We start from the raw sequence: 21,277 nt of genomic DNA on the forward strand, positions 1-21,277 counted from the left end.
TAGTGTGCGTTAGTGGAGCGCATACTAGTCAGCGTTTATCATTTTAAGTATCGGGTATTACCTTCTTTATCTGTTGTTCGGGGTAAAAGACGGTGTATAAAATACTAGCGAAAATTAGTAGGATACCAAAAATCTGTAACAGCGATGGTCGAAATTGAAGTAAAATGGCATCAAGTAAAATCGCGACAACCGGATCAACGAACACCAGTACCGATACAATGACAGTCGGTAAATCGCGGATGCTGTCAAAGAATAAATAGTATACAAAGCCGGTATGAATAAAGCCTGTACCAAGAATGTACAGCCAATTGACCTGTGTCAAACCGGTAAACGCCGTAAAGTCACATAGCGGCAACAGCATAATAATGCCTACAGTTGTTTGAATAAAAGTCAGTGCATACGAAGATAAGCCCTTTATCGTTTTACTTGTAAACATCGTAAGCGCGTAGCAAACTGCAGATAAAAATGCCCACAAAACACCTGAATTCATAAACTGTGAAACACTCGTAAAGCTATCAATGCCGATAATTAAAATACTACCGAAGAAGCAGACGACGGTTGCTAAAATCGAGCGCACGCCCATTTTTTCAGCTAAAAATACCGCGCCGAGCATCAGCACAAAGATCGGTGCTAAATTATAGATCGAGATGGCAATCGAAATCGACATCACTTCAAATGCTTTAAATAAAAACACCCAGTTCAGTACGATGAAAATCCCGCAAATACACGTTTTAATCACTTCGCGTTTATCCCATTTTTCTGTTTTATGCCCACCTGTTAGAAGCCATAATGTCCCTAAAAACACCGTTGCACAGATACAGCGTATGAACACGAGCTCAACAGCGGGAAGCCCAGTTTGCGTTGTGAAAAATCCGATGGAACCAAAAATAGCCATCGAGACGGTTAATTTGATCATCGAGCTAATATTCATGTGCGAACCTACCTTCTAGTTACGAATTTGTCCGTTACCTGTAATATAAAATTTCGTAGATGTTAATGCTGGTAAGCCCATTGGACCGCGTGCATGTAGCTTTTGTGTAGAAATTCCGATTTCAGCACCGTACCCAAATTCAAAGCCGTCTGTAAAACGAGTAGAGGCATTATGATACACGGCGGCTGCATCTACCGAATTTAAGAAAACTTCCGCGTTTTGCTTGTCGTCGGTAATAATGGCTTCAGAGTGATTGGTGCCGTATTTGTTAATATGGTTCACTGCTTCATATACGCTTTCTACGACCTTCACGCTTAACGTTAACGCTAAAAACTCCTGTGCGTAATGTTCCTCTGTTGCAGGTAGCACTGCTGGTAGTTCACGGCACACTTGTGCGTCCCCGTAAAGTTCAATGCCTAATTCGTCATGTAAATAGTGCAGAAATTCTTTGCCATGTAAATGGAAGAAATCCTCATGTAGGAGCAGGCTTTCCGTTGTATTACATACTGATAGGCGCTGCGTTTTTGAGTTTTTCACAATGGTTTTTGCCATTTCGACATTTGCGAAATTATCTAAGTATACATGGCAATTGCCAGCACCTGTTTCAAGTACGGGTACAGTAGATTCACGCACGACTAAATCGATTAGATTTTTACCACCGCGCGGGATCAGTACATCTAAATACTCGTTTAATGTAAATAACGTTTTCGCAGTTTCGCGGCTTGTGTCTTCGATTAATTGCACCGCATCCACCGGGTAGTTTGCGGACTTTAACGCACGGTGAATCGAGGCAACTAACGCGATATTTGAGTGTTTTGCCGATGAGCTTCCACGTAAAATCACAGCATTGCCTGTTTTGAGTGACAGGGTAGCGGCATCTACCGTTACGTTTGGACGTGCTTCGTAAATCATACCGACAACACCAAGGGGCACGCGCTTTTTCGTAATATATAAGCCGTTTTCCTTTGTGATTTCTTCAAGTACCTCACCAACTGGATCAGGTAAATCGACAAGCTGTAAAATCGCATCACTCATTGCTTGGACACGCGCTTCGTTTAATAGCAGGCGGTCGAGTGTTGAATCATCTAAGTTGTTTTCTTTCCCGCTAAGTAAATCTTGTTCATTCGCTTGTAAAATTTCTTCTAAGTCTACTAATAGCTGCGCGGCAATTTGCTTTAATGCTTCATTTTTTTCATGTGTTGTACGGATATTGGTTTCATAGCTTGCGATTTTTGCGCGCTTGCCTTTTTCGATTACTTCATTTGTCATCAGAATTTCCTCCTTATTGTTGCACCCATTGATTGCGGTGAATGACTTCAATTGGATAATGTGTGAGCTCGTCGGTACGTTTGCCCATTGCTTGCTCGAGTTCTTTCGCAGAATATAAGACTTCGCCGCGGCCGATACATGTATGGCGGTCGTATACTTCGACTACATCTCCGCGCTCGAATTGACCTTCAAAGGCGTAAATACCTGCAGGGAGTAAGCTTTTACCGCCATTTTTCAGCGCATTAACTGCACCAGCATCGATGAATAGCTTGCCAGAAACTTTTGTGAAGGTAACCCACTGCTTGTTCGTTGGAATGGCTTTTTCGTTGCGTTTAAAGTACGTGCCATTCCCGCTCCCCTCTAAAATTTCAATACACTTTTGTGCCCCTGAACCTGTCCCGATAAAGACATCAACACCCGTATTCATCGCGAATTTAGCGGCTGCTAGTTTTGATTGCATCCCGCCAGTCCCAACCTTTGAACCTGAGCCAGATGCGAAGCCAAGCATTTCGTCAGTCACTTCTTCGATGAGTGAAATGCGCTGTGCGTCGGGATTCGTCAATGGATTTGCGGTATAAAGTCCGTTGACGTCCGTTAAGATGATGAGCTGATCGGCATGAATTAAGCCGCTCACTAAAGCAGAGAGCATATCATTATCGCCAAATGTTAGCTCGGCAACCGATACCGTGTCATTTTCGTTAATAACCGGAATAATCGAACGCTCCAGTAGCTCGGATAGCGTTTCGTATGCATTTTTATAGCGTTGTTTGTCGCTAAAATCTGAGCGTGTTAATAAAATTTGGGCAGGAATATTGCCGTAACGTGCAAATTCGTCCGAGTAGGCTTGAATGAGTACGCTTTGTCCGACTGCGGCTGCGGCTTGCTTGCCTTTAATCGTTACGGGGCGAGATGAGTAGCCTAGTTTACGGAAGCCCGCTGCCACGGCTCCTGATGACACTAAAATAACTTCGTGCCCAGCTTTTTTTAATGCGGCGAGTGCGGCAACATGATCGCTGAATTTAATTTCGTCGATTTCACCTTTTGTATTTGTTAAAGAACTGCTGCCAATTTTGACAACAACGCGTTTTCGTTCCATTAAAATGCCTCCTACAATTGCTAATTGAATAGAAAAAAGCACCTTTCATCCCTATATAGGACGAAAAGTGCTGTAACTTCCGTGGTACCACCTAAATTGAATGCAACGAGCATTCCACTTAATCTCATAACGCTGAGCCGGCGCCTAATGTTGTTAGGGGCATGTCAAAGTAGGTTCGGTAGGTTTTGCTATGCCATTCTTTCAGCCGCTGGAATGTGCTCTCTTCTTTAGCTAAGTGCTACGTACTAATCTTTGAGTAAGCTTTTTATTTCTAATAGCATGCCCGATTGTGCGGGGTTTGTCAATAATGTTTTGATAATAAAGAAAAATACAAATAATTGATATTTTGTCGGCAAGTGGACAATTTGACTTAGAGGAAAAGTTGAAATCGACAATTTTGCGCTTTATTTTACAAAATTCCCCTTTTGATAACAGTGCTTCCTATTCTTTATGGTGAAGGTACCTAGGAATAATTAGTTGTGCACAGCTCAAAGGAATGCAGAACCGTGCAACAAATCGATGAACAAATTGTCGCGTATGAGTATTTGATTTTACGTGTGTTGGCAAAATATCGGATTTTTCAGGAACAGGATAATTTTATGCAAGTCGGGCGGTTAGCCATCTGGCAGGCGCAACAGGTTTTTGATGCATCAAAAGGGGATTTTGAAATGTATGCCTATATGCGGGTGAAGTTTGCCATCATCCGGGAGATTCGAAATAATTTAAAGGTGACCGAGAAGGAAGTTGTGATGGATGATGATCCACTCATGAATTGGATCGATATGTTAACGGAGCAAAAGCAGCTGGAGTTGGATCGCCCTGAATGGTATTGGCAACTTTTTAGTCACGAGCAACGGCTCATCGAATTGCTTTTTTATGAAGGCTACAGGATGAAGGATGTGGCACAAAACGAGGGGGTTTCCTATGACGTCATTAAAAAGCGGCGCAAGAAAATACTGACTAAAATTCGAGAAATAATCGAAAAAAAGGACGGGTAGGCACCCATCCTCTTATTGACTGATTGACGTTAAAAAGGCCGTTTTTTGTTCATCCGATTGCTGTTCACCCGAAACGAGCATCGCCCCAACGCGGTAATCCGCTTGGCCTTTTTCTACGACATATTGTAGATTAATAGATTGAACTTTATTGTCAACTTGGCAATCGCCTTTAAATTCGACAACATGCTCCATCATTTTTGTTTGGAAGTACTCCCATTTACCCTTTTCACAATAATTTTCAAGGGCCGCTTCAGTTGTAACGTTACTATTTTCAGCGACTGGAGCTGCCTGTATGTATTGCACGTAGTCATTATTAGTTACCGGCTTTTTTGGTCCGAAAAAAAAGATAAACACCCCTAATACAGCAATTGGAATAATCCAAAAAATTGTTCGTTTCTTTTTCCCCATAGAAATAATCCCCCCTTGTTAGTATGTAGTATAACATTTAAATGGATAATTTTTCTACATTAACATAATAAAACGCTCGTTAAAATCTCAAATTTATAAAATAGATAGATTGTATTTCACCGTGCATATGTTCGGTTTTTCTTTGCAAATAAGAGGAAACTTATTATACTAAAGGTAGATAAGGGGTGAATCGCATGCCAAAAGCATTGCTCATTGCTGAGAAACCTTCACTCATGCGTGATATTGAAAAAGTATATAAAAAAATGAATCTACCAATAACAATTGAATTTGCGAGCTTCGTAGGCCATGTAGTAGAGCTAAAGGAGCCGCATGAATATAAGCCGGAGTGGAAGAAGTGGAATCTTGATTTACTTCCGATGATGCCGGAGCGCTACGAATTCCGTGTGAAGAAAACGGCAGCGAGTGTGTACAAAAATATCGCCGATCAGCTAAAGCATGGGCGCTATGATTTTGTCATTAATGCGTGTGATGCCGGAATGGAAGGAGAAAATATTTTTTACGCGTTTTACAAAAAGGCGAACTGTAAGCTACCGGTAAAGCGTTTTTGGACGTCACAAACAACAGAACCGGCAATTAGGGATGCATTAAATAATTTAATCGATGAAAACGATCTTTTGATTAAAAACTTACGCAATGCGGCGATGTACCGCATGATTTTTGATTGGCTTGTCGGATTAAATCTAACGCGCGCGGCAACGGTCAAAGGGGGGCGCACGATTAAGGTTGGACGTGTTATGACCCCAACACTTGCGATTGTGGTGCAGCGTGAGCTTGAAATCCGAAATTTCGTCCCGCAGCCTTATTTTCAAATTGAGCTCGATTTAGGGGGCTTTAAGGCGTTGTGGTTTGACCCGAAAACAAAGTCCAATAAAATCGAGACACTTGAACAAGCACAGGTCATTATGCAGGGCTTAACACAGGAAGTGACAGTGGCGGATGTGAAGACCGAGCGTAAAACAATTTTTGCACCGAGCTTGCACTCATTACTTGAATTACAAAAAGAAGCGAATAAGTTTTTCGGGATGACCTCAGCCGAAACGCTAAAGGTTGCGCAAAGCCTGTACGAGACGAAGAAGTTAATTACGTACCCCCGTACAGAATCGAAGCATCTACCAACAAACTTCGCCAAAACGATTGACCGTAATTTAACAGCGATTCAGTCGATGCCGCAATATTCCGAGCTTACAACATCGATTTTACAGGACAAGAGCCGTGTGCAAAAAATCCAGTATTCCAAAAAATACGTAGATGATAAAAAGCTCACGGACCATCACGCAATTACGGTGACTGATGTGAAGTTAGGTAGCAAGAAGCTAACACCGTATGAGGATAAAATCTATCAGCTCATCGTAAAAAGGTTACTGGCGATTTTCATGGACCCGTATGTAGTGGATAAAACGCAAATGACCTTCACATGTGGGGGCGAGCATTTTAAAGCAACGGGCAATGTAGTCATTGATGAGGGCTATACCGTGCTCTATAATGCCCACAAAAAGAAGCAGGTGGAAAGTAATCTCCCGGCACTTGCAGTAGGCGAAAAGCGTAGCGTAAAGGACGCAAAGGTGCTGTCAAAAGTGACCGAGCCACCTGCACGTTATACGGATAGTACGTTACTGGATGCGATGTTTCACGCGGGGCGCTTTGTGGAAGATAAGGCGCTGCAGGAAGTGTTAAAGGACGCAGAGGGGATCGGGACGTCGGCAACTCGCGCGGAAATTTTAGAAAAGCTTGTTGCGGTTGGGATGTTAACGCGTGACGGGAAATCGTTTGCCGCAACACAGTTTGGTATGGATGTCATTGATAGTATGAAGCACCATGACATTGTATCGCCGGTATTAACAGCAGTGTGGAGTAAAAAGCTCAAGGATATTGTCGATGGTACGCTAAGTTCTCGTCAGTTTTACGAGGATATGCAACGCTATATTATTGACTCGACCGCAAACTTTAAAGCCATTGACATGGAAGTGGCAGAAAAGGAAGTTGTTGTAGTCGGGGTTTGTAAAAAATGCGGTGGAAAAGTAATTGAAGGCTTTAAAGGCTATCAATGCACGACAAAGGGCTGTAAGTTTTTCATTTCGAAAGTGCTAATGAGAGCAAAAATTACGCCAAATGATGCAAGAAAGCTACTCGCAGGGAAAGAAACGCGCGAAATTCGTTTTACGTGGAAAAGTGGGAAAAAAGGTAAGGCTAAGCTAAAGCTTGAAGACGATCAGCTTCAATTTGTCTTTGCCAATCCGAAACAATAGGATGATTAACAAAACTACTGTACTTTGCAGTAGTTTTTTTTTTGTCGACAGATTGATACATATGAATATGTAAAAAAATGGAGCATCACCAAAAGTCGGGGATTGAATCTGCACAACAATTCATCAGTGGGTGGATGGGCATCGCAAACGTCATTAAAGACGATGCGCGTTCTAATGTGCCTGTATTGACTTTGAATTCGCGGTCATGCCGTAGCCCAGCAATCAAAAAAGTAAGACTAAATTCTAGAAAGCAACCCCATGTTATGGTGATGAGCCAAAATAATGGTTTGAAGTTATAAGTAACAAAGTAGTTAACAATTTGACCTGTCTCAAATTCCCACCAATTCCTTCGATATATCACACCAATTTGTAAAAACACCATATAATATATTGACAAATTTGAAAATTACTCGTATTTTGACTAAATAGATTATTGAATTTACAGAATAGTCTTGACTGCATTAGAATATATTTGTACACTGTGGAAGGTCAAATGTTTTTTCCATAAGTACAAATATCAATTTTGAAAGTAAGGATCTGATGAGATGATAGTATGTAAATTTGGCGGCACATCTGTCGCAAGTGCAGAACAAATCAAAAAAGTAGCAAATATTGTGAAATCTAATCCTGAAAGAAAGATTGTCGCTGTTTCTGCTCCAGGCAAACGTTCAGGTGACGATATTAAGGTGACGGATTTATTAATCGATTTAGCGGACACGGCACTAGCTGGCGGAGATGTGGCATCAAAAATTGATGTAGTCGTAAATCGTTATCGAGCGATTACAGACGGACTTGGCTTAGACAATACAATGACGGACATTATCGCAGCGGATTTACGCGAACGTGTACAGGCAGATCGTTCAAATACAGATTTATTCATTGATAGTATTAAAGCAAGTGGTGAGGATAACAACGCAAAAGTCATCGCAAGCTACTTCAATTCTATTGGGTTAGCTGCGAAATACGTAAGTCCAAAAGAGGGGCTTGTCGTAAATGATTTACCAGAGCGTACATTCGCATTACCTGAAGCGTATAAAAATTTAAGTAAATTAAAAGATACAGAAGAGATTATTGTTTTCCCAGGTTTCTTTGGCTATACAAAAGCAGGTGTTTTACGCACATTCGACCGTGGGGGCTCAGACATTACGGGCTCAATTTTAGCGTCTGCAGTAGGTGCAGAGCTTTATGAAAACTTTACGGATGTGGACTGTGTATTCGCAGCGAACCCAAAAGTAGTCAATGATCCAGTAGATATTAAAGAAATTACATACCGTGAAATGCGTGAATTATCGTATGCGGGCTTCTCGGTATTCCATGATGAAGCATTAATGCCAGTTTACAAACAAGGTATTCCTGTAAACATTAAAAATACGAACAATCCAGGAGCACCAGGTACGCGAATTTTACCAACGCGTTCAGAAACAAATCGTCCCGTAACAGGGATTTCGGCAGACGGTGGCTTTTCAATCCTATACGTGTCGAAATACTTAATGAACCGTGAAGTGGGCTTTGGTCGCAAGCTTTTACAAATCGTAGAAGAAGAGAACATTTCTTACGAACATACACCATCTGGCTTAGATGATATTTCAGTGATTATGCGTTCGAATCAGTTAACACCTGAAAAAGAGGCACGTATTATTTCACGTGTAAAATCAGAGTTATGCGCGGACGATGTACAATTTAGCCATGAGTTCTCGATGATTGTCATTGTTGGCGAAGGCATGCGTCATAACACAGGCTTAGCAGCGCGTGCAGCAACAGCAATTTCAAATACAGGTGCGAATATTGAGATGATTAATCAAGGTTCTTCAGAGGTTAGCTTAGTATTTGGCGTACGTTCTGAATTTGAGGACCAAATTTTAAAAGGTTTATACGAGGAGTTTTTTGCGAAAATTCCAGTTGCTTGAAAGGATAAAAATGAGTCGAATCCGTAATGGGTTCGGCTTTTTTTCTTGTCTTTTTATGGAGAGCATGTGAGAATAAATCACGTATGTTTGAACGGAGGAAACCCTATGAAAATCGAAATCTTCTCGGATTTTAGCTGTCCATTTTGCTATATTGGTAAAACAAAGTTATTTTCAGCAATAAAAGAGTTACAATTAACCGAAAATGTGGAAATTGAATATAAAGCCTATCAATTAAAACCAGATGCCTCAAAACTAGAAACGTTGAACTACAAGGAAGTCATGCACGAGCGCTTTAATGGAAACATGGCCAAAATGCAAGAGGCGATTGACGCGGTGCATGCCCACGCAAACGAAGCAGGGCTCACATACAATGTCGATGAAATTAAAATCGCTAATACCGAAAATGCGCACCGTCTAGCAAAGTTAGCGGCGAACTATAAGGCGGCCGATGCCTTCACGGAGCGTTTGATGAATGGCTATTTCTCACATGGCTTTAATTTAAATGACACGACGGCGTTAGTTGGGATCTGCGCCGAACTTGGTATCCCAATCGATGAAGCACAGCGCGTTATTGACGAGCAACTTTTTAGCGATGAGCTTGCACAAGACCGCTATGACGCGATGCAGATGCAAATTACAAGTGTGCCATTTATGGTATTTGAAAATGCGTATGGTATTAAAGGTGTGGAACCGCACGAAATTTATGTGAAAACATTAAAGCAAGCACAGCAAATCGCGAATAAGCGTCTAGCTGTTATTGAAAGTGACGCCGCTTGTGGTGCGGACGGTTGTGACATTTAGCAAAGCTTGGGGGAGTGCGCTTGGAACGTATAAAGCGTGTCATTAAACTAATTTTTCGGAATTTATATTATTACCGAGTTGACTATATTCGTAACTTTGCCATTTTACGACTTGTGCAGGCCTTTGCTGTGTTACCGCTTATTACGCTATTAATCTCGTTAACGATGGATATTACCGGTGTACAAACTATTACCGAAAATAGCATCATGGCTATACTTACACATCCATTTGCGATTTTTGGCATTCTGTTAATCTTGCTAATCGGGATTTTGTTTATCTACTATGAAATAGGTTTTTTAATGCTGATGGCGTATCATCAGCAGCGGGCGATTCCATATACATGGAAGGGCTTATGGAAGCGGCTGAATCAGAAGGTTGTCTATTTTATAAGCATTCAGACGTTACTCATTGTAGTGTATTCGCTGTTACTAATTCCGCTGATTTCATCGATTTTGCCAATCTCACTACTGCAAAACTTGCAAATTCCGCGCTTTATAGTAGATGAATTATTAAGTTCACGAGATGGCACGATTTTATATGTAGCGGTGATTGCCGTACTTGGGTTTATCGGGTTGCGCTTTATTTTTTCATGGCCATTTTTTGTCGTGTATCAGTGGATGTCGATTTGGGAAGCAATGAAGCTGAGCTGGCAGTTTTCTAAAAAGAAACTAATCGAAACGCTTGGCATGCTAGGTTTTATTTTAGTTGTGCATGTGTCCTTGCTACTGGCATCGCTCGTTGTGGTGTTTATTCCATTACTTGTCATTGAAAAAGTGATCCCGAGCTGGAGCTTGGTAACGGCTGGTTTTACTTTAACGCTTGCACAAGGTGTCATTTTGGTATTTTTCTTTATTTTGCAAATCATTTTCTCACAGCTTCTTGTGATGGTGTCGTTTCAGCTGACACATGATAAACCACTGATCGTACAGGAAGAATCGTTTCGCTTAACGATTCGCCAGTGGTCGCTATTGATTATGATTTATGCGTTTTTCCTTGTGAGCGGTATTAATATTGTGAATTTGGAGAAGACGGTATATGAGCCTGATACGCTCGTCATTGCGCACCGTGGCTTTATGGAGCGGGGCGTTGAAAATACGATTAGTTCCATTGAAGCGTCAGCAAAAGCAGGTGCGGAAATGGTAGAGATAGATATTCAGCAAACGAAGGACGGGCAGTTTGTTGTATTTCATGATGCCACGTTATCACGTCTTGCGGGTAAGTCAGGCACCGTGTCGGATATGACGCTGGATGAACTAGTCGGTGTAACGGTATCAGCGGGCGGTCTTAGTGACACAATTCCGTCATTAGAGCAAGTACTTGAAGTGAGTAGGCAACTCAAGATAAAATTGTTAATTGAGATTAAAACACATGGTAAGGAAACGGATGATTTTTTACAGCGTTTTGTCACATTACTCGATGATGTTGAAGCGCTCGATGTCCATTATGTCCAGTCGCTTGATTTACCAGTAATGGCAGAGCTTGAAGCATTAGAGCCGCGCGTTATTACAGGGCTAGTGTTTGCGATTGCGTATGGCACGCTGCCAAAAACAGATGCGGATTTTATCGCGGTTGAGCAGTCCTTTGCTACAGGACGTATTCAAGATCAAATTCACGCAGCGAATAAGAAGTTGTTTGTGTGGACGGTCAATGAGGAGCGCGGCTTGCAACGCTATTATGAGCAAAATATCGACGGCATTATTACCAATCATCCAGATGTGGCGAACGAAATTCGCGTGACGTTTGATGAGAAGAAAAATTTCGTACGCCGTATTCTCAACAAAATTCAAATTATTTATTAAGGGGTCTTTCATGCAAACTTTTACGTATCAAGCACTTGGTAACATTAAATCAACAGCGCCACAAGCAATTTTTAATGCGGCAGGCGAACAAGTGCTGCTAGTTGAGCGCGTTTACGATAATGGCTTAAAAAAGCTACTCGATGGCTATTTCGATTACCGCTATTTTTTAAAATACCGCGTCACGGCAAATGACGGCGCACCATTATTTGAAGCGAAGAAAATTTTCCGTCGCGGCAAGGTATGGTTTGAGGGCAAGGATTTAGTAACGGGTGATAAATTCATCGTCAATTACGAAAATTGGCGTATTGGTGTGCCCGAGCTATTTATAACAGGGCCCAATTTTAAAATGAAAATCGATAAGGAAATGGATGACTGGTCGAATTTTACCGTGGATGATCAGATCATCGCACGCTGGCTGGCGATGTATGAGGAGGCAACAGATACGTTTCGATTAGCACTCGAACTTTCAGAAGACGCGCCGATTCAAAATACCGCTTTTTACATCGCGATTGCCCAGGCGGCATTATTTATCGGAGTTTAGGGGAGAACAATATGAACGTAGTATTTGTATTAACAGAAACAGCAGAAGAAGTGCTGCATATGGTATCAAACGACGTAGCAGGCTTACTTGCTGCGGTCAAAGGTGATAATGTGTCGTTCCCATTTGGCACGTATCAATACGACAGCCACACATTAGATCACTATTTAGTAGAAGACGGCACGTACCAGCAGGAACTAGTTGTGTACTTAAAGCCCGAGCAAAAAAAGGGAGAGACGGTCTTACCGTTGCCAAACGCAGATAATCCGATTTTTTAATAAAGGAAAAACAGCGCACCTGCTCGAATGTATTGTACATACATTACGGGTAGGTGATTTTTTTGGAGCAATTGAGCTTGTTTCAGGTGCTGGAGGGCGACAAACAGCCAAAATTTCAGCTTTTGGACCTAGTAAAAGTCCAGTTAATTGATGAAAGAATTGACAGTGAAGCGCATCATTATCGTAAATACTATGAGCCGCATATCCTAAACAAAGTAGGGGAAATCTTGCAAGTGCATGTGACCGCAAAGGCCATTACGTACGAGGTGGAAATTTACGGGGCGAAGTATTATTTACTCGAAGATGAGTTATGCGAGCTGTGAAAAATCGCACATAAAAAGTTCACAATTCCTGTGTATTCCCATTGAAATGTAAACCAATTGTTAAATTTATGTAATTAAAATGTTAAGATAGACTTTTAATGATTATTTCAATTTGGTGGTGATGGAATGCTCACAATTTTTGGTGGGATAGGTTTGTTTTTACTTGGGATGACCATGTTAACAAACGGGCTGAAGGAAATTGCCGGGGATGCTTTAAAAAAATGGCTGAACAAGTTTACGAAAGGCCGTATTAGTGCAGTTATTTCCGGTGCTGCGATGACGATGCTTGTGCAATCATCGACGGCAACGACATTATTAACAATTGGCTTTGTTAGTGCAGGTTTACTTACGTTTATCCAATCCATCGGGGTCATTATCGGTGCCAACATTGGTAGTACGAGTACAGGATGGATTATTTCGTTAATTGGTTTCAAAATTAGCCTACAAACGATGGCATTACCGATTATTGGTGTCGGGGTGTTTATGTCACTCATTGCACCGAATGATGTGAAAAAATTTGGTAATGTGTTAGCAGGCTTTGGTTTACTATTTTTAGGGATTGACATGTTACAGCAAGGGATGGGCTCTGCACAAGATTTAATTGCGTTTGATAAAATCCCGGCAGACTCGATTGTTTCGATTTTCTTACTTATTGTCATTGGACTTGTGATGACCGTGATTATGCAGGCATCAAGCGCAGCGATGGCAGCAACGTTAACAGCATTATTCGCAGGCGCAATCGATTTTGAACAAGCGGCTTATTTAGTCATTGGGCAAAATATTGGTACAACGGCAACGGCATTATTTGCAGCAATTGGTGCGTCGGTCGCAGCAAAGCGTACCGCGATGACCCATTTAATGTTTAACTTGATAACGGCGATTATTGTCACGGTCGTATTCTCGTACTTTGTGCGTGCAACCGAGTGGATTACGATTGCCATTTCAGGTAACTTCGATGAAACGCTAGGCTTAGCAATTTTCCATACATTGTTTAGTGTAGTAGGGGCGCTAATTTTCATTCCATTAATGGGGCCATTTGCGAATTTACTTATAAAGATGGTACCGGAGCGTGAAAATGCATTAACACGTAATTTAGACGAGAGCTTAATCGAAATGCCGTCTGTGGCGATTGATGTGTCGTTTAAAACGATGCGTGATATTATGCTGGAGCTCACAAAGGCGCAGCAGCTTCTGATGCAGTCGAAAAAAGTTACGGTGGATTACGAAAAGAAAATGCTTGAAGTCGAAGAAGCGCTTCATATAACACGTAAGTTTTTAGATGGTATTTTAGTAACCTCTAAGCTCGACCGCACGAAGTTAATATCAGTTTTACATACACTCGATCATTTACACCGCTTGATTAAAGTGCTGCGCGAGCAACAAAAAGTCGAGGCACTTTACTTACAAGAGAAGTTGATGCAAGATTGGCAGGAGCTTTTAACTACAATTGAAGATAAGTTAACAGAAGATGATCGCTTACTCGACATTGCGATTATTTTAGAGCATACGTCTCAGGAAATGGCGGAAGCGCGTCGTAATAAGCGAAATCAATATTTCGAGCGTTCTGTATCGAATGAAACACAGCTCGATTTAGCCGTATCAAAAGTCGATGCGCTTTTGTGGATTGACCGTTTAATCTACCACTACTGGCGTGCAACTGCGCGAATGGCGGAGTTCCAATCGATTAACGAAGACTAAAAAATTCCCGAACACTTTACGAGGTGTTCGGGAATTTTTATTAGTCTTCTAGGTTAAAGTGCTAGCCCCTCGACTACTTTAGGAACTTTAGCGCTTTTGTTCTTGGTTATATTTCTTTTCCATTTTCATACCAATAATACGTACGACGATGCCGATTAAAATGAAAATCCAGCCAAGGCCGATGACAATGTAATTAAAGGTTTGGCTCGCATTTGGAACGATATCTAAAAGCCCAATACACGCTACTAAGATACCTGAAAATGTAATTAACAGTCCTGCTGTAACAATACTCACGTTGTTCACCTCTAATACAAAATTTTATCATGAATCGTATGTGCAATTCAATGAACACGATGAAAGTCATCTGGGTGTCACATAATTTTTATTCTTTAATGAATATTTTGAAACTTTTTACAATATCTTTCGTATGATTAGAAGTATTAGACAAAAAAGGGGGAGACAACATGAAAAAATGGACGAGTGTGCTTAGTATGTCTGCTGTGGCGTTAAGTTTGTTCGCAGGAGGGGCTGTAGCGGATGCCAATTCAACGCCACCTGTAAACGAAGAGCGCCAACAAATTTTTGTTGCCATTACCGATGAAAAAATTACAAAAGAAAAGCTTATTAGTAAATTAAAATCAACATTACCAGAAATGTTTAATTCATTTAGTAATAGTGATTTCAATATGTCTACAATGAGTCATCACTATGCAGATGATTTAACGACACGCTATGAGCTATCATACACAAAAATGATTAATAATAAAATGACATCAGGCAGTATTACGTTTATTGGAGATACACTGGACATTGAATCGATTTCAATGTATCCAAATTCTTCGAAGGATGCATTATTTCCTGGGAAAATAACGGAGAAGCAAGCGAAAACGATTGCGACTGATTTTGTGAAGAAGGTATCAGGCTCATCGGACTTTATGATAGCGAGTGAAGTGCCAAGTTATTATTCAACACGTATTATTACAGAGCCGATTACTTACACGTATACATTTGTGAAAACAGAAAAAAATATTCCGATTCAAGATCAAGGTATTTATGTGAGCGTACTAGGCGATGGCAATGTGCAGTATTATACACAGTACAGCATGCAGCCTAAGCGCCAGGTGTTTGAGGATACAGCGAATGTAATAGCAAAAGATGCGGCCGTAGAAAAATTACAAGACGAAATGAAGCTAACGTTGCAATATGCGTATGACTACATGTCGTATAGCGCGAAACCAAAAGTAAGCCTGGTGTACGTACCAGCAACGAACTTTAATGGACTCCATGCAAAAACAGGGAAATGGCATAATTATTTAGGCGAAACAACACAAACTAAAATGAAGCCAATAAGCCCAATTGTAACCGAACAGCTTCAGCAAGAAAAGCCACTGACAATGGATGAAGCAAAAGAGCGCGCGAAGAAATTAGTGGAAGCACGTTCAAATGGAGAGAAATTTACGATTGATTCGGCCTATGAGCATGAATATAACGGTACAAGCGTTGTTAGTATTTCGTATTCTTACCATATGAAAAATTCATCGCACAGTACATCGATTGAATTTAATAAAAATACTGGTGAGCTAACGAATTACTATGATTTATCGGATTCGTTGCCGTACCTAGATGCGCCTGAGGATACGACGCCTCGCCTAGCAGAAGACAAAGTTATAGCGATCGCGCTCGATTTTGTGAAAGAGTTTGCGCCAGCGTCGGTACACGAATATTCAAAGCCAATTCACGAAATTTCGTACAATGAGGATGATAAAACACATAACGTAGCATTCCCACGCATTAAAAACGGACTTGTTGTAAATGGTGACACTATTTCTGTAAGCATCAACAATAAGGGGGAGTTAAAATCCTACTACCGAAATCATCTAATGATTGAAGAGTGGCCGGATCTCGCGACGGCGATTCCACTTAATGAAGCACAAAAGAAGTTTAATGCCGCATTAGGTGCCAAGCTTGTCTACAGTGCTGTCCAAAAAGAAGAGGACAAATACGAATTGTTATATGTTCCAACGATTAACGACGAGCAGTTATATCAAATGGATGCAGTAACCGGTGAATTTTTAACAGCATATGGTGCACTGAAAAAAGAAACGATTACACATAAAACTGCTGAAAAAGAATTAAATTACTTAATTCAAGCAGGCGCAATTGATGTGAAAAGTGCAAAAGACTTCAATGCAGATAAAGCTATTTCACAAGGCGATGCATTAAAAACAATCGTCAAGTCAATTGGCTATTTCTACGAGGGATACTCGTATAATTACGGTCAAAATCCAACGAGCACGTTTGAGCTAATACCTGTGGATCATCCGTATTATGCAGTTGTCGAGTCGGCATATCGTCTAGGCATTATTCGTGCAGATGATCAGCTTGCCATCGATCGAAATGTGACAAAAGAGCAGGTAGCTGTATGGTTTATCCGTGCGTTAGGCTTAGAGCAAGCTGCAAAACAAAAAGACATTTATAACGTGAAGTTTGCGGATGTAGCTGATATTACACCGGCGAATGTTGGCTATGTTGCCTTATCAAGCGCACTGGAATTACAAAAATTATCACAAAATAATTTCCAACCTAAGAAGGAAGTCACTTATGCGGATTTAGCTGTATCAATTATTGATTTAGCATACGCAATTGCAGACAAGCAAAATACAAGCTATTAATTATTTCCCGCTACGATGTGTGCGTAGCGGGAATTTATACATAAATACGATTTTGGATAATGAAGTAGGCGCACAGTAGTAAAATGGAAACATCTTCATGCGTAATTTGGCACGAATTGTTTAGTTGATAGTAAAATAACAATATGTTCGAGATACATCACAAAATTAGGAATATACGTTCGGTTTTTTCGGATAACATAGTGGTTTATGTATCGCATTTTATGTTAAAATAAGAAAAAGCACGGAATCCTAAAAAAAGTCGCGAAAAATTTTAGGAAACGTTGTAATATAGTAAAAGTAATTAATTTTTGATGGAAGTTGGGAAAAGCATGCAAAAAAATAAATATCGCATTCATAGCAATGCATTATTTGAAATTGCGCAAAGTCGTACGTTTACAGATAAGGATAACATCGAAGAGCGCTTCGATGAAGAAGGTAAAATTAAATTAGTAAGTGACCGTGCTGGAGCGGAGCTTACGTTATCATTAGTAAAAACAGAAGATGGCCTTGCTTACTTAGTAAAATGGGATGATTCAGAAGAAATTTACCGTGGCTGGAACATGGCTTGGGAAGAGTTCGTATGGTGCCTAGGCGTTGTTAACAAGCCAATCGAAGAAGCAGCTAAAAAAGCAGCAGAAGAGGAAGCGGCTCGTCGCGCAGAAGAAGCCGCTTTAGCATTAGCAGCTGAAGAAGCAGCAGCTCTTGAAGAAGTTGTTGAAGAAGCAACTGAAGAGTCTGAAGTAACAACAGAAGAAGTAACTGAAGAAGTAACTGAAGAAGCAACTGTGGAAGTAGTTTCGGAAGACTTAGAAAAATAATACACGAAAGACCATCTGAAGCACTTGCTGCTTAGATGGTCTTTTGTTTGTTTAAAAATGCCGCAGCCCAAAACTTGAGCTACGGCATTTTTTATATTTTTTTACTCGGTCCGACAAGTGCAAAGCGTTCCCACTTACGACTGCGCCAGCGGAAAATTACTAAAATGGCACGAATCCATTCATCACAGGCAATCGCTAGCCAAATACCAACTAAGCCCATATCAAGTACAAAGACGAAGAGATAACCAAGTGATAAACCAATTCCAATCATCGACACAATCCCGATGCGCACAGGGTAAGTTGCATCGCCAGCTGCGCGGAGCGAGTTAATGATTGTAATATTAATCGTACGTCCTGTTTCTAGAAGAATACTTAATAAGAGCGCACTTGCTCCGATTGCGATAATGTTTTCATTATCGGTAAATAACGACATGAGCGGTACACGGAAGGTCATAACGAGTGCGACCATCACTAATGTAAAGATAAGTGCAGACTTGACACTAAACCACACCGTTTTATAAGCTAAGTCCTTATCACCTGCACCGACGTAACGTCCCACTAAAATTGCGGTACCTGAGCCGATCGCCATCGCAAATAAATACGTGAACATCGAAATATTCATCGCATATTGACGAGCGGATAACGCTTCAGCACCGATGTACGTCACGTAGTATAGTAAAATAATTTGACTAGATTGGTATAAGACTTGCTCTAATGCAGAAGGAATTCCGATTTTTAAAATCTTTGAAATGTATTCCTTTGAAAAGCGGTAGTAATCTGCAATCTGAATGCGTACTTCAAGCGCTTGATATAACAGCCAGAAGAACACAATCGCCGCAGCAATTCGGCTAATGACCGAAGAAATTGCTGCACCTTCCACACCAAGCTCCGGTGCGCCAAATTTCCCGAAAATTAAAATGTAGTTCAAGATGACGTGTAACACGTTCATGCCGAGTGACACATACATTGTTTGCTTTGTCCACCCCTGTACACGAATTACAGAAGAAAGAGATGTAATGAGCGCCTGTACAAAAATAAAACCACCGACAATGGCTAAATAGCTTTGTGCTGCTTCAAGTACAGGTCCTTGTAAGTTCATCATTTGCATAATTGCATCTGAGAATAATATGAACAGTCCACTGAGAATAAGACCAATAATTAAGTTTAACGTCACCGACAGCGCGGCAATTTTAGAAGCATCTGCTAGTAAGCGTGAGCCTAAGTACTGGGAAACAACAATCGATGCCCCTGTTCCGATCACTCCTAATAGAAGAATCGCGATTTGAATGTATTGGTTGGCCGTCCCGACACCCGCGACTGCATTGTCTGATACCGCACTTAGCATAAATGTATCTGCAAGTCCCATGAGCATAAATAAAAACAATTCTAAAAATAAGGGCCATGTAAGTTTAAATAAGCTTAATTCTTTCGTTTTGTTTGCCAATTTTGTTTCACTCTTTCGTTCGATAACTTAAAAACAAAGAGAATCGTACCATAAAAAGGGAATCGATGATAGTACGAACTTCGAAGTAACAGAATTGCGGAATAAATTAGTAGATATTTGATGTATTACCAAAATTAAAAACTAATTTTCTGATATTCGTAATATAAAAACGACGAATTTCGACATTTCGTTACGTAATTGTAATGGCTGTAACATCAAATCGTCATACAACTGAAATATTTAAACGGTAAGCTAATACAAGTTGAATCAAAAAGATTTTTCACGAAAAGAAGTTGGAGGGAAATATTCAAGTATGATCAAGAAACTATTAGCATTTGCAGTGGCAATAGCTGCTAGCGCATTTATTTTTGCAAGTCCGTCTTTCGCAGCTACACATACAATTAAATCAGGTGAGAATTTATATATGCTTGCCAAAAAGTACGATACAACAGTAAACGAGCTTATGAAGCTGAACAATTTATCATCAAACAAGATTAAGGTTAAACAAGTGCTCAAGCTACCGGCAACTAATCAAAGTAAGCAGGCTGTTGCAAAAAAAGAAACAAAAAAGGTTGCAGCAACACATCCATCAAACGTAAAGAAAACTTTTACTATGACCGCGACAGCGTACACAGCAAATTGTAAAGGCTGCTCAGGCATCACGAAAACAGGGTTAAACTTACGTAAATACCCTGATTTAAAAGTAATCGCAGTGGATCCAAAGGTCATTCCTTTAGGCTCGAAAGTTTGGGTTGAAGGCTACGGCGTGGCAATCGCTGGGGATACAGGTGGCGCAATTAAAGGTAAAAAAATCGATATTTTCGTAAAAAATAAAAAGACAGCCTATAACTGGGGACGTAAAAAAGTTACGGTCAAGCTGTTAAAATCATAAAAAGGAGAGTCGCGTAGCTTAGACTGCGCGGCTCTTTTTGGTCTATTAGGAAAGCCTCATTTTGTTAACAATGGCGCGAACGGTGTTTTTTTATTTTTTTTTACATAAAAGCGTTTATAATAGTACATTAAGTGTGACTTGAAAGAACGTGTTACCCATGTTTACGTATGAAACAAGGTGTCGCTATTGCCGCCAGGTTTTTTTAGTAAAAGAAGGCACGAAAAAATATCAGCAGTTTAATCGAGATTAAGACATCATTTTTTTTAGGCGTTTCAATTCGAGGATGAGCTCATCCATTTGGCGCTGCATTTGCTCGGCTTCGAAATAAAACATACTGTTGTTTGACGAATTTGATGAGTTATTTCGGCTTGAATTTGGGTTTGTCCGGCCATTTGCACTGGGATTACTGGAAGCAGTAGCCTCCTCGACTAAACGAAGGGCAAGGCCAGCAGAAATGGTACCGAGCATGTCACTAAGTGTTAAAACAGCAGCACTTGCATAGGCAAAGCGTGCAACTAAAACCTCCAGTGAAGGTTCATTTTTTGGACTTTTATTCAACGAGCTTCCTCCTAGCAAGAGGGTTTTCGTTAGTATATGCAAAAATTTGTGGAATGTGTGAATGTCGAAAGGGGAGTACGAATGTGGATGCAAAAAAACAACAGATTGAATGTCAAAATTGCCATGAAATGATAACAGTTGATTTTGCGACGGCCAATTTTGCTACAGAAGTACGTGTAATGAATGGAAAAAAATCAGAGTCGCGTACATATATAGAAAAATGCCCAAACTGTGGGACGATGAATAAAGTGAAAAGCGACAATAAGGCTGATTGGGGTAAACGAAAAGGGCCCAATATGAAACTGTTTATGTTTTCAGGTTTATTTGGCTGCTTGGCGTTTCTTGTTTTTGGCCTTCTTGCTGTATATTTTGGATTTAAAGGTTTAGGTATAGTATTTGATTGGTTTTTAAATTAGTGATAGCCACAGTTCAACTAAATAACAAGTAATTTGATATAAAACACAGCGATTAAAAGGAATGTGACTTTCTTTTAATCGTTTTTTTGTTTTCTTAATTTTATGAAAATATAGAAAAAAGAAGGATTTTTGTTGTAAAAGATGTTAATTAATAATAATCTTGA

20 protein-coding genes are annotated in these 21,277 nt (G+C 40.4%); 13 read left to right on the forward strand and 7 right to left on the reverse strand.

The genetic code is table 11. From position 1 onward, the window contains the following. Positions 1-43: 43 nt before the first annotated feature. Genes NSQ62_RS06670 through proB form a run of 3 tightly spaced genes read right to left on the reverse strand, consistent with a single transcriptional unit; the run spans position 44 to position 3,296 of the window. Positions 44-931, reverse strand: coding sequence for a DMT family transporter (locus NSQ62_RS06670; protein ID WP_341323148.1), 888 nt, complete (start codon positions 929-931; stop codon positions 44-46). A 15-nt stretch (positions 932-946) separates the two neighbouring features. Then, positions 947-2,200, reverse strand: a complete 1,254-nt coding sequence (locus NSQ62_RS06675) for a glutamate-5-semialdehyde dehydrogenase (protein WP_341323149.1) — start codon at positions 2,198-2,200, stop codon at positions 947-949. A gap of 13 nt (positions 2,201-2,213) precedes the next feature. After that, complete coding sequence (gene proB, locus NSQ62_RS06680; protein ID WP_341323150.1) at positions 2,214-3,296, reverse strand: glutamate 5-kinase; 1,083 nt, start codon at positions 3,294-3,296, stop codon at positions 2,214-2,216. A 506-nt stretch (positions 3,297-3,802) separates the two neighbouring features. On the opposite strand from proB, the gene NSQ62_RS06685 reads away from it, so the two are divergent. Beyond that, a complete protein-coding gene (locus NSQ62_RS06685) occupies positions 3,803-4,294 on the forward strand; it encodes a sigma factor (RefSeq protein ID WP_341323151.1) in 492 nt (163 codons plus the stop codon). A gap of 12 nt (positions 4,295-4,306) precedes the next feature. Here the strand turns inward: NSQ62_RS06685 and NSQ62_RS06690 are convergent, their stop codons facing one another. Next, positions 4,307-4,702, reverse strand: coding sequence for a glucosamine 6-phosphate synthetase (locus tag NSQ62_RS06690; protein WP_341323152.1), 396 nt, complete (start codon positions 4,700-4,702; stop codon positions 4,307-4,309). Positions 4,703-4,896: 194 nt separating this feature from the next. Here NSQ62_RS06690 and NSQ62_RS06695 point away from each other — a divergent pair, with 194 nt between their 5' ends. From NSQ62_RS06695 to NSQ62_RS06730, 8 genes are all read left to right on the forward strand, one after another. Then, entirely contained in the window at positions 4,897-6,969 is a 2,073-nt protein-coding gene (locus NSQ62_RS06695; protein ID WP_341323153.1) for a DNA topoisomerase, read from the forward strand. A gap of 545 nt (positions 6,970-7,514) precedes the next feature. Continuing rightward, positions 7,515-8,876: an aspartate kinase gene (locus NSQ62_RS06700; protein ID WP_341323154.1), complete on the forward strand. Its 1,362-nt coding sequence runs from the start codon at positions 7,515-7,517 to the stop codon at positions 8,874-8,876. 105 nt (positions 8,877-8,981) lie between these two features. Next, the gene (locus NSQ62_RS06705; RefSeq protein WP_341323155.1) at positions 8,982-9,677 is read left to right on the forward strand and encodes a DsbA family oxidoreductase; all 696 of its coding nucleotides are present in this window, start codon (positions 8,982-8,984) and stop codon (positions 9,675-9,677) included. A gap of 14 nt (positions 9,678-9,691) precedes the next feature. After that, positions 9,692-11,476: a glycerophosphodiester phosphodiesterase gene (locus tag NSQ62_RS06710; protein WP_341323156.1), complete on the forward strand. Its 1,785-nt coding sequence runs from the start codon at positions 9,692-9,694 to the stop codon at positions 11,474-11,476. A gap of 10 nt (positions 11,477-11,486) precedes the next feature. Continuing rightward, positions 11,487-12,017: a peptide ABC transporter ATPase gene (locus NSQ62_RS06715; protein ID WP_341323157.1), complete on the forward strand. Its 531-nt coding sequence runs from the start codon at positions 11,487-11,489 to the stop codon at positions 12,015-12,017. Positions 12,018-12,028: 11 nt separating this feature from the next. Continuing rightward, the gene (locus NSQ62_RS06720) at positions 12,029-12,292 is read left to right on the forward strand and encodes a thymidylate synthase (RefSeq protein ID WP_341323158.1); all 264 of its coding nucleotides are present in this window, start codon (positions 12,029-12,031) and stop codon (positions 12,290-12,292) included. A gap of 62 nt (positions 12,293-12,354) precedes the next feature. Further along, a complete protein-coding gene (locus NSQ62_RS06725) occupies positions 12,355-12,615 on the forward strand; it encodes a hypothetical protein (protein ID WP_341323159.1) in 261 nt (86 codons plus the stop codon). 126 nt (positions 12,616-12,741) lie between these two features. Beyond that, entirely contained in the window at positions 12,742-14,313 is a 1,572-nt protein-coding gene (locus NSQ62_RS06730) for a Na/Pi symporter (protein ID WP_341323160.1), read from the forward strand. An 87-nt stretch (positions 14,314-14,400) separates the two neighbouring features. Here NSQ62_RS06730 and NSQ62_RS06735 read toward each other — a convergent pair whose 3' ends face one another. Next, entirely contained in the window at positions 14,401-14,607 is a 207-nt protein-coding gene (locus NSQ62_RS06735; RefSeq protein WP_341323161.1) for a hypothetical protein, read from the reverse strand. A gap of 170 nt (positions 14,608-14,777) precedes the next feature. Between NSQ62_RS06735 and NSQ62_RS06740 the strand changes: the two genes are divergently transcribed. Together NSQ62_RS06740 and NSQ62_RS06745 are read left to right on the forward strand one after the other, a co-directional pair. Further along, on the forward strand, positions 14,778-16,985 hold the full coding sequence (locus NSQ62_RS06740) for a YcdB/YcdC domain-containing protein (RefSeq protein WP_341323162.1): 2,208 nt from the start codon (positions 14,778-14,780) through the stop codon (positions 16,983-16,985). A 329-nt stretch (positions 16,986-17,314) separates the two neighbouring features. After that, positions 17,315-17,803: a homoserine dehydrogenase gene (locus NSQ62_RS06745; protein ID WP_341323163.1), complete on the forward strand. Its 489-nt coding sequence runs from the start codon at positions 17,315-17,317 to the stop codon at positions 17,801-17,803. A gap of 91 nt (positions 17,804-17,894) precedes the next feature. Here the strand turns inward: NSQ62_RS06745 and NSQ62_RS06750 are convergent, their stop codons facing one another. Continuing rightward, a complete protein-coding gene (locus NSQ62_RS06750) occupies positions 17,895-19,247 on the reverse strand; it encodes an MATE family efflux transporter (RefSeq protein WP_341323164.1) in 1,353 nt (450 codons plus the stop codon). Positions 19,248-19,560: 313 nt separating this feature from the next. Here NSQ62_RS06750 and NSQ62_RS06755 point away from each other — a divergent pair, with 313 nt between their 5' ends. Then, positions 19,561-20,139: a 3D domain-containing protein gene (locus NSQ62_RS06755; RefSeq protein WP_341323165.1), complete on the forward strand. Its 579-nt coding sequence runs from the start codon at positions 19,561-19,563 to the stop codon at positions 20,137-20,139. A 246-nt stretch (positions 20,140-20,385) separates the two neighbouring features. Here the strand turns inward: NSQ62_RS06755 and NSQ62_RS06760 are convergent, their stop codons facing one another. Next, on the reverse strand, positions 20,386-20,697 hold the full coding sequence (locus NSQ62_RS06760) for a hypothetical protein (protein WP_341323166.1): 312 nt from the start codon (positions 20,695-20,697) through the stop codon (positions 20,386-20,388). A gap of 83 nt (positions 20,698-20,780) precedes the next feature. Between NSQ62_RS06760 and NSQ62_RS06765 the strand changes: the two genes are divergently transcribed. Next, positions 20,781-21,113: a redox protein gene (locus NSQ62_RS06765; protein WP_341323167.1), complete on the forward strand. Its 333-nt coding sequence runs from the start codon at positions 20,781-20,783 to the stop codon at positions 21,111-21,113. Positions 21,114-21,277 lie beyond the last annotated feature (164 nt).

Origin of the sequence: Solibacillus sp. FSL H8-0523 (assembly GCF_038051985.1) — a bacterium.
Classification (GTDB): Bacteria; Bacillota; Bacilli; order Bacillales_A; family Planococcaceae; genus Solibacillus.

What these genes read in the sequence shown, in the direction of transcription:
- NSQ62_RS06670 (WP_341323148.1), bottom strand. Translation starts at nt 931, where the DNA reads ATGAATATTAGCTCGATGATCAAATTAACCGTCTCGATGGCTATTTTT.
- NSQ62_RS06675 (WP_341323149.1), bottom strand. Translation starts at nt 2,200, where the DNA reads ATGACAAATGAAGTAATCGAAAAAGGCAAGCGCGCAAAAATCGCAAGC.
- proB (WP_341323150.1), bottom strand. Translation starts at nt 3,296, where the DNA reads ATGGAACGAAAACGCGTTGTTGTCAAAATTGGCAGCAGTTCTTTAACA.
- NSQ62_RS06690 (WP_341323152.1), bottom strand. Translation starts at nt 4,702, where the DNA reads ATGGGGAAAAAGAAACGAACAATTTTTTGGATTATTCCAATTGCTGTA.
- NSQ62_RS06695 (WP_341323153.1), top strand. Translation starts at nt 4,897, where the DNA reads ATGCCAAAAGCATTGCTCATTGCTGAGAAACCTTCACTCATGCGTGAT.
- NSQ62_RS06700 (WP_341323154.1), top strand. Translation starts at nt 7,515, where the DNA reads ATGATAGTATGTAAATTTGGCGGCACATCTGTCGCAAGTGCAGAACAA.
- NSQ62_RS06705 (WP_341323155.1), top strand. Translation starts at nt 8,982, where the DNA reads ATGAAAATCGAAATCTTCTCGGATTTTAGCTGTCCATTTTGCTATATT.
- NSQ62_RS06715 (WP_341323157.1), top strand. Translation starts at nt 11,487, where the DNA reads ATGCAAACTTTTACGTATCAAGCACTTGGTAACATTAAATCAACAGCG.
- NSQ62_RS06720 (WP_341323158.1), top strand. Translation starts at nt 12,029, where the DNA reads ATGAACGTAGTATTTGTATTAACAGAAACAGCAGAAGAAGTGCTGCAT.
- NSQ62_RS06730 (WP_341323160.1), top strand. Translation starts at nt 12,742, where the DNA reads ATGCTCACAATTTTTGGTGGGATAGGTTTGTTTTTACTTGGGATGACC.
- NSQ62_RS06740 (WP_341323162.1), top strand. Translation starts at nt 14,778, where the DNA reads ATGAAAAAATGGACGAGTGTGCTTAGTATGTCTGCTGTGGCGTTAAGT.
- NSQ62_RS06745 (WP_341323163.1), top strand. Translation starts at nt 17,315, where the DNA reads ATGCAAAAAAATAAATATCGCATTCATAGCAATGCATTATTTGAAATT.
- NSQ62_RS06755 (WP_341323165.1), top strand. Translation starts at nt 19,561, where the DNA reads ATGATCAAGAAACTATTAGCATTTGCAGTGGCAATAGCTGCTAGCGCA.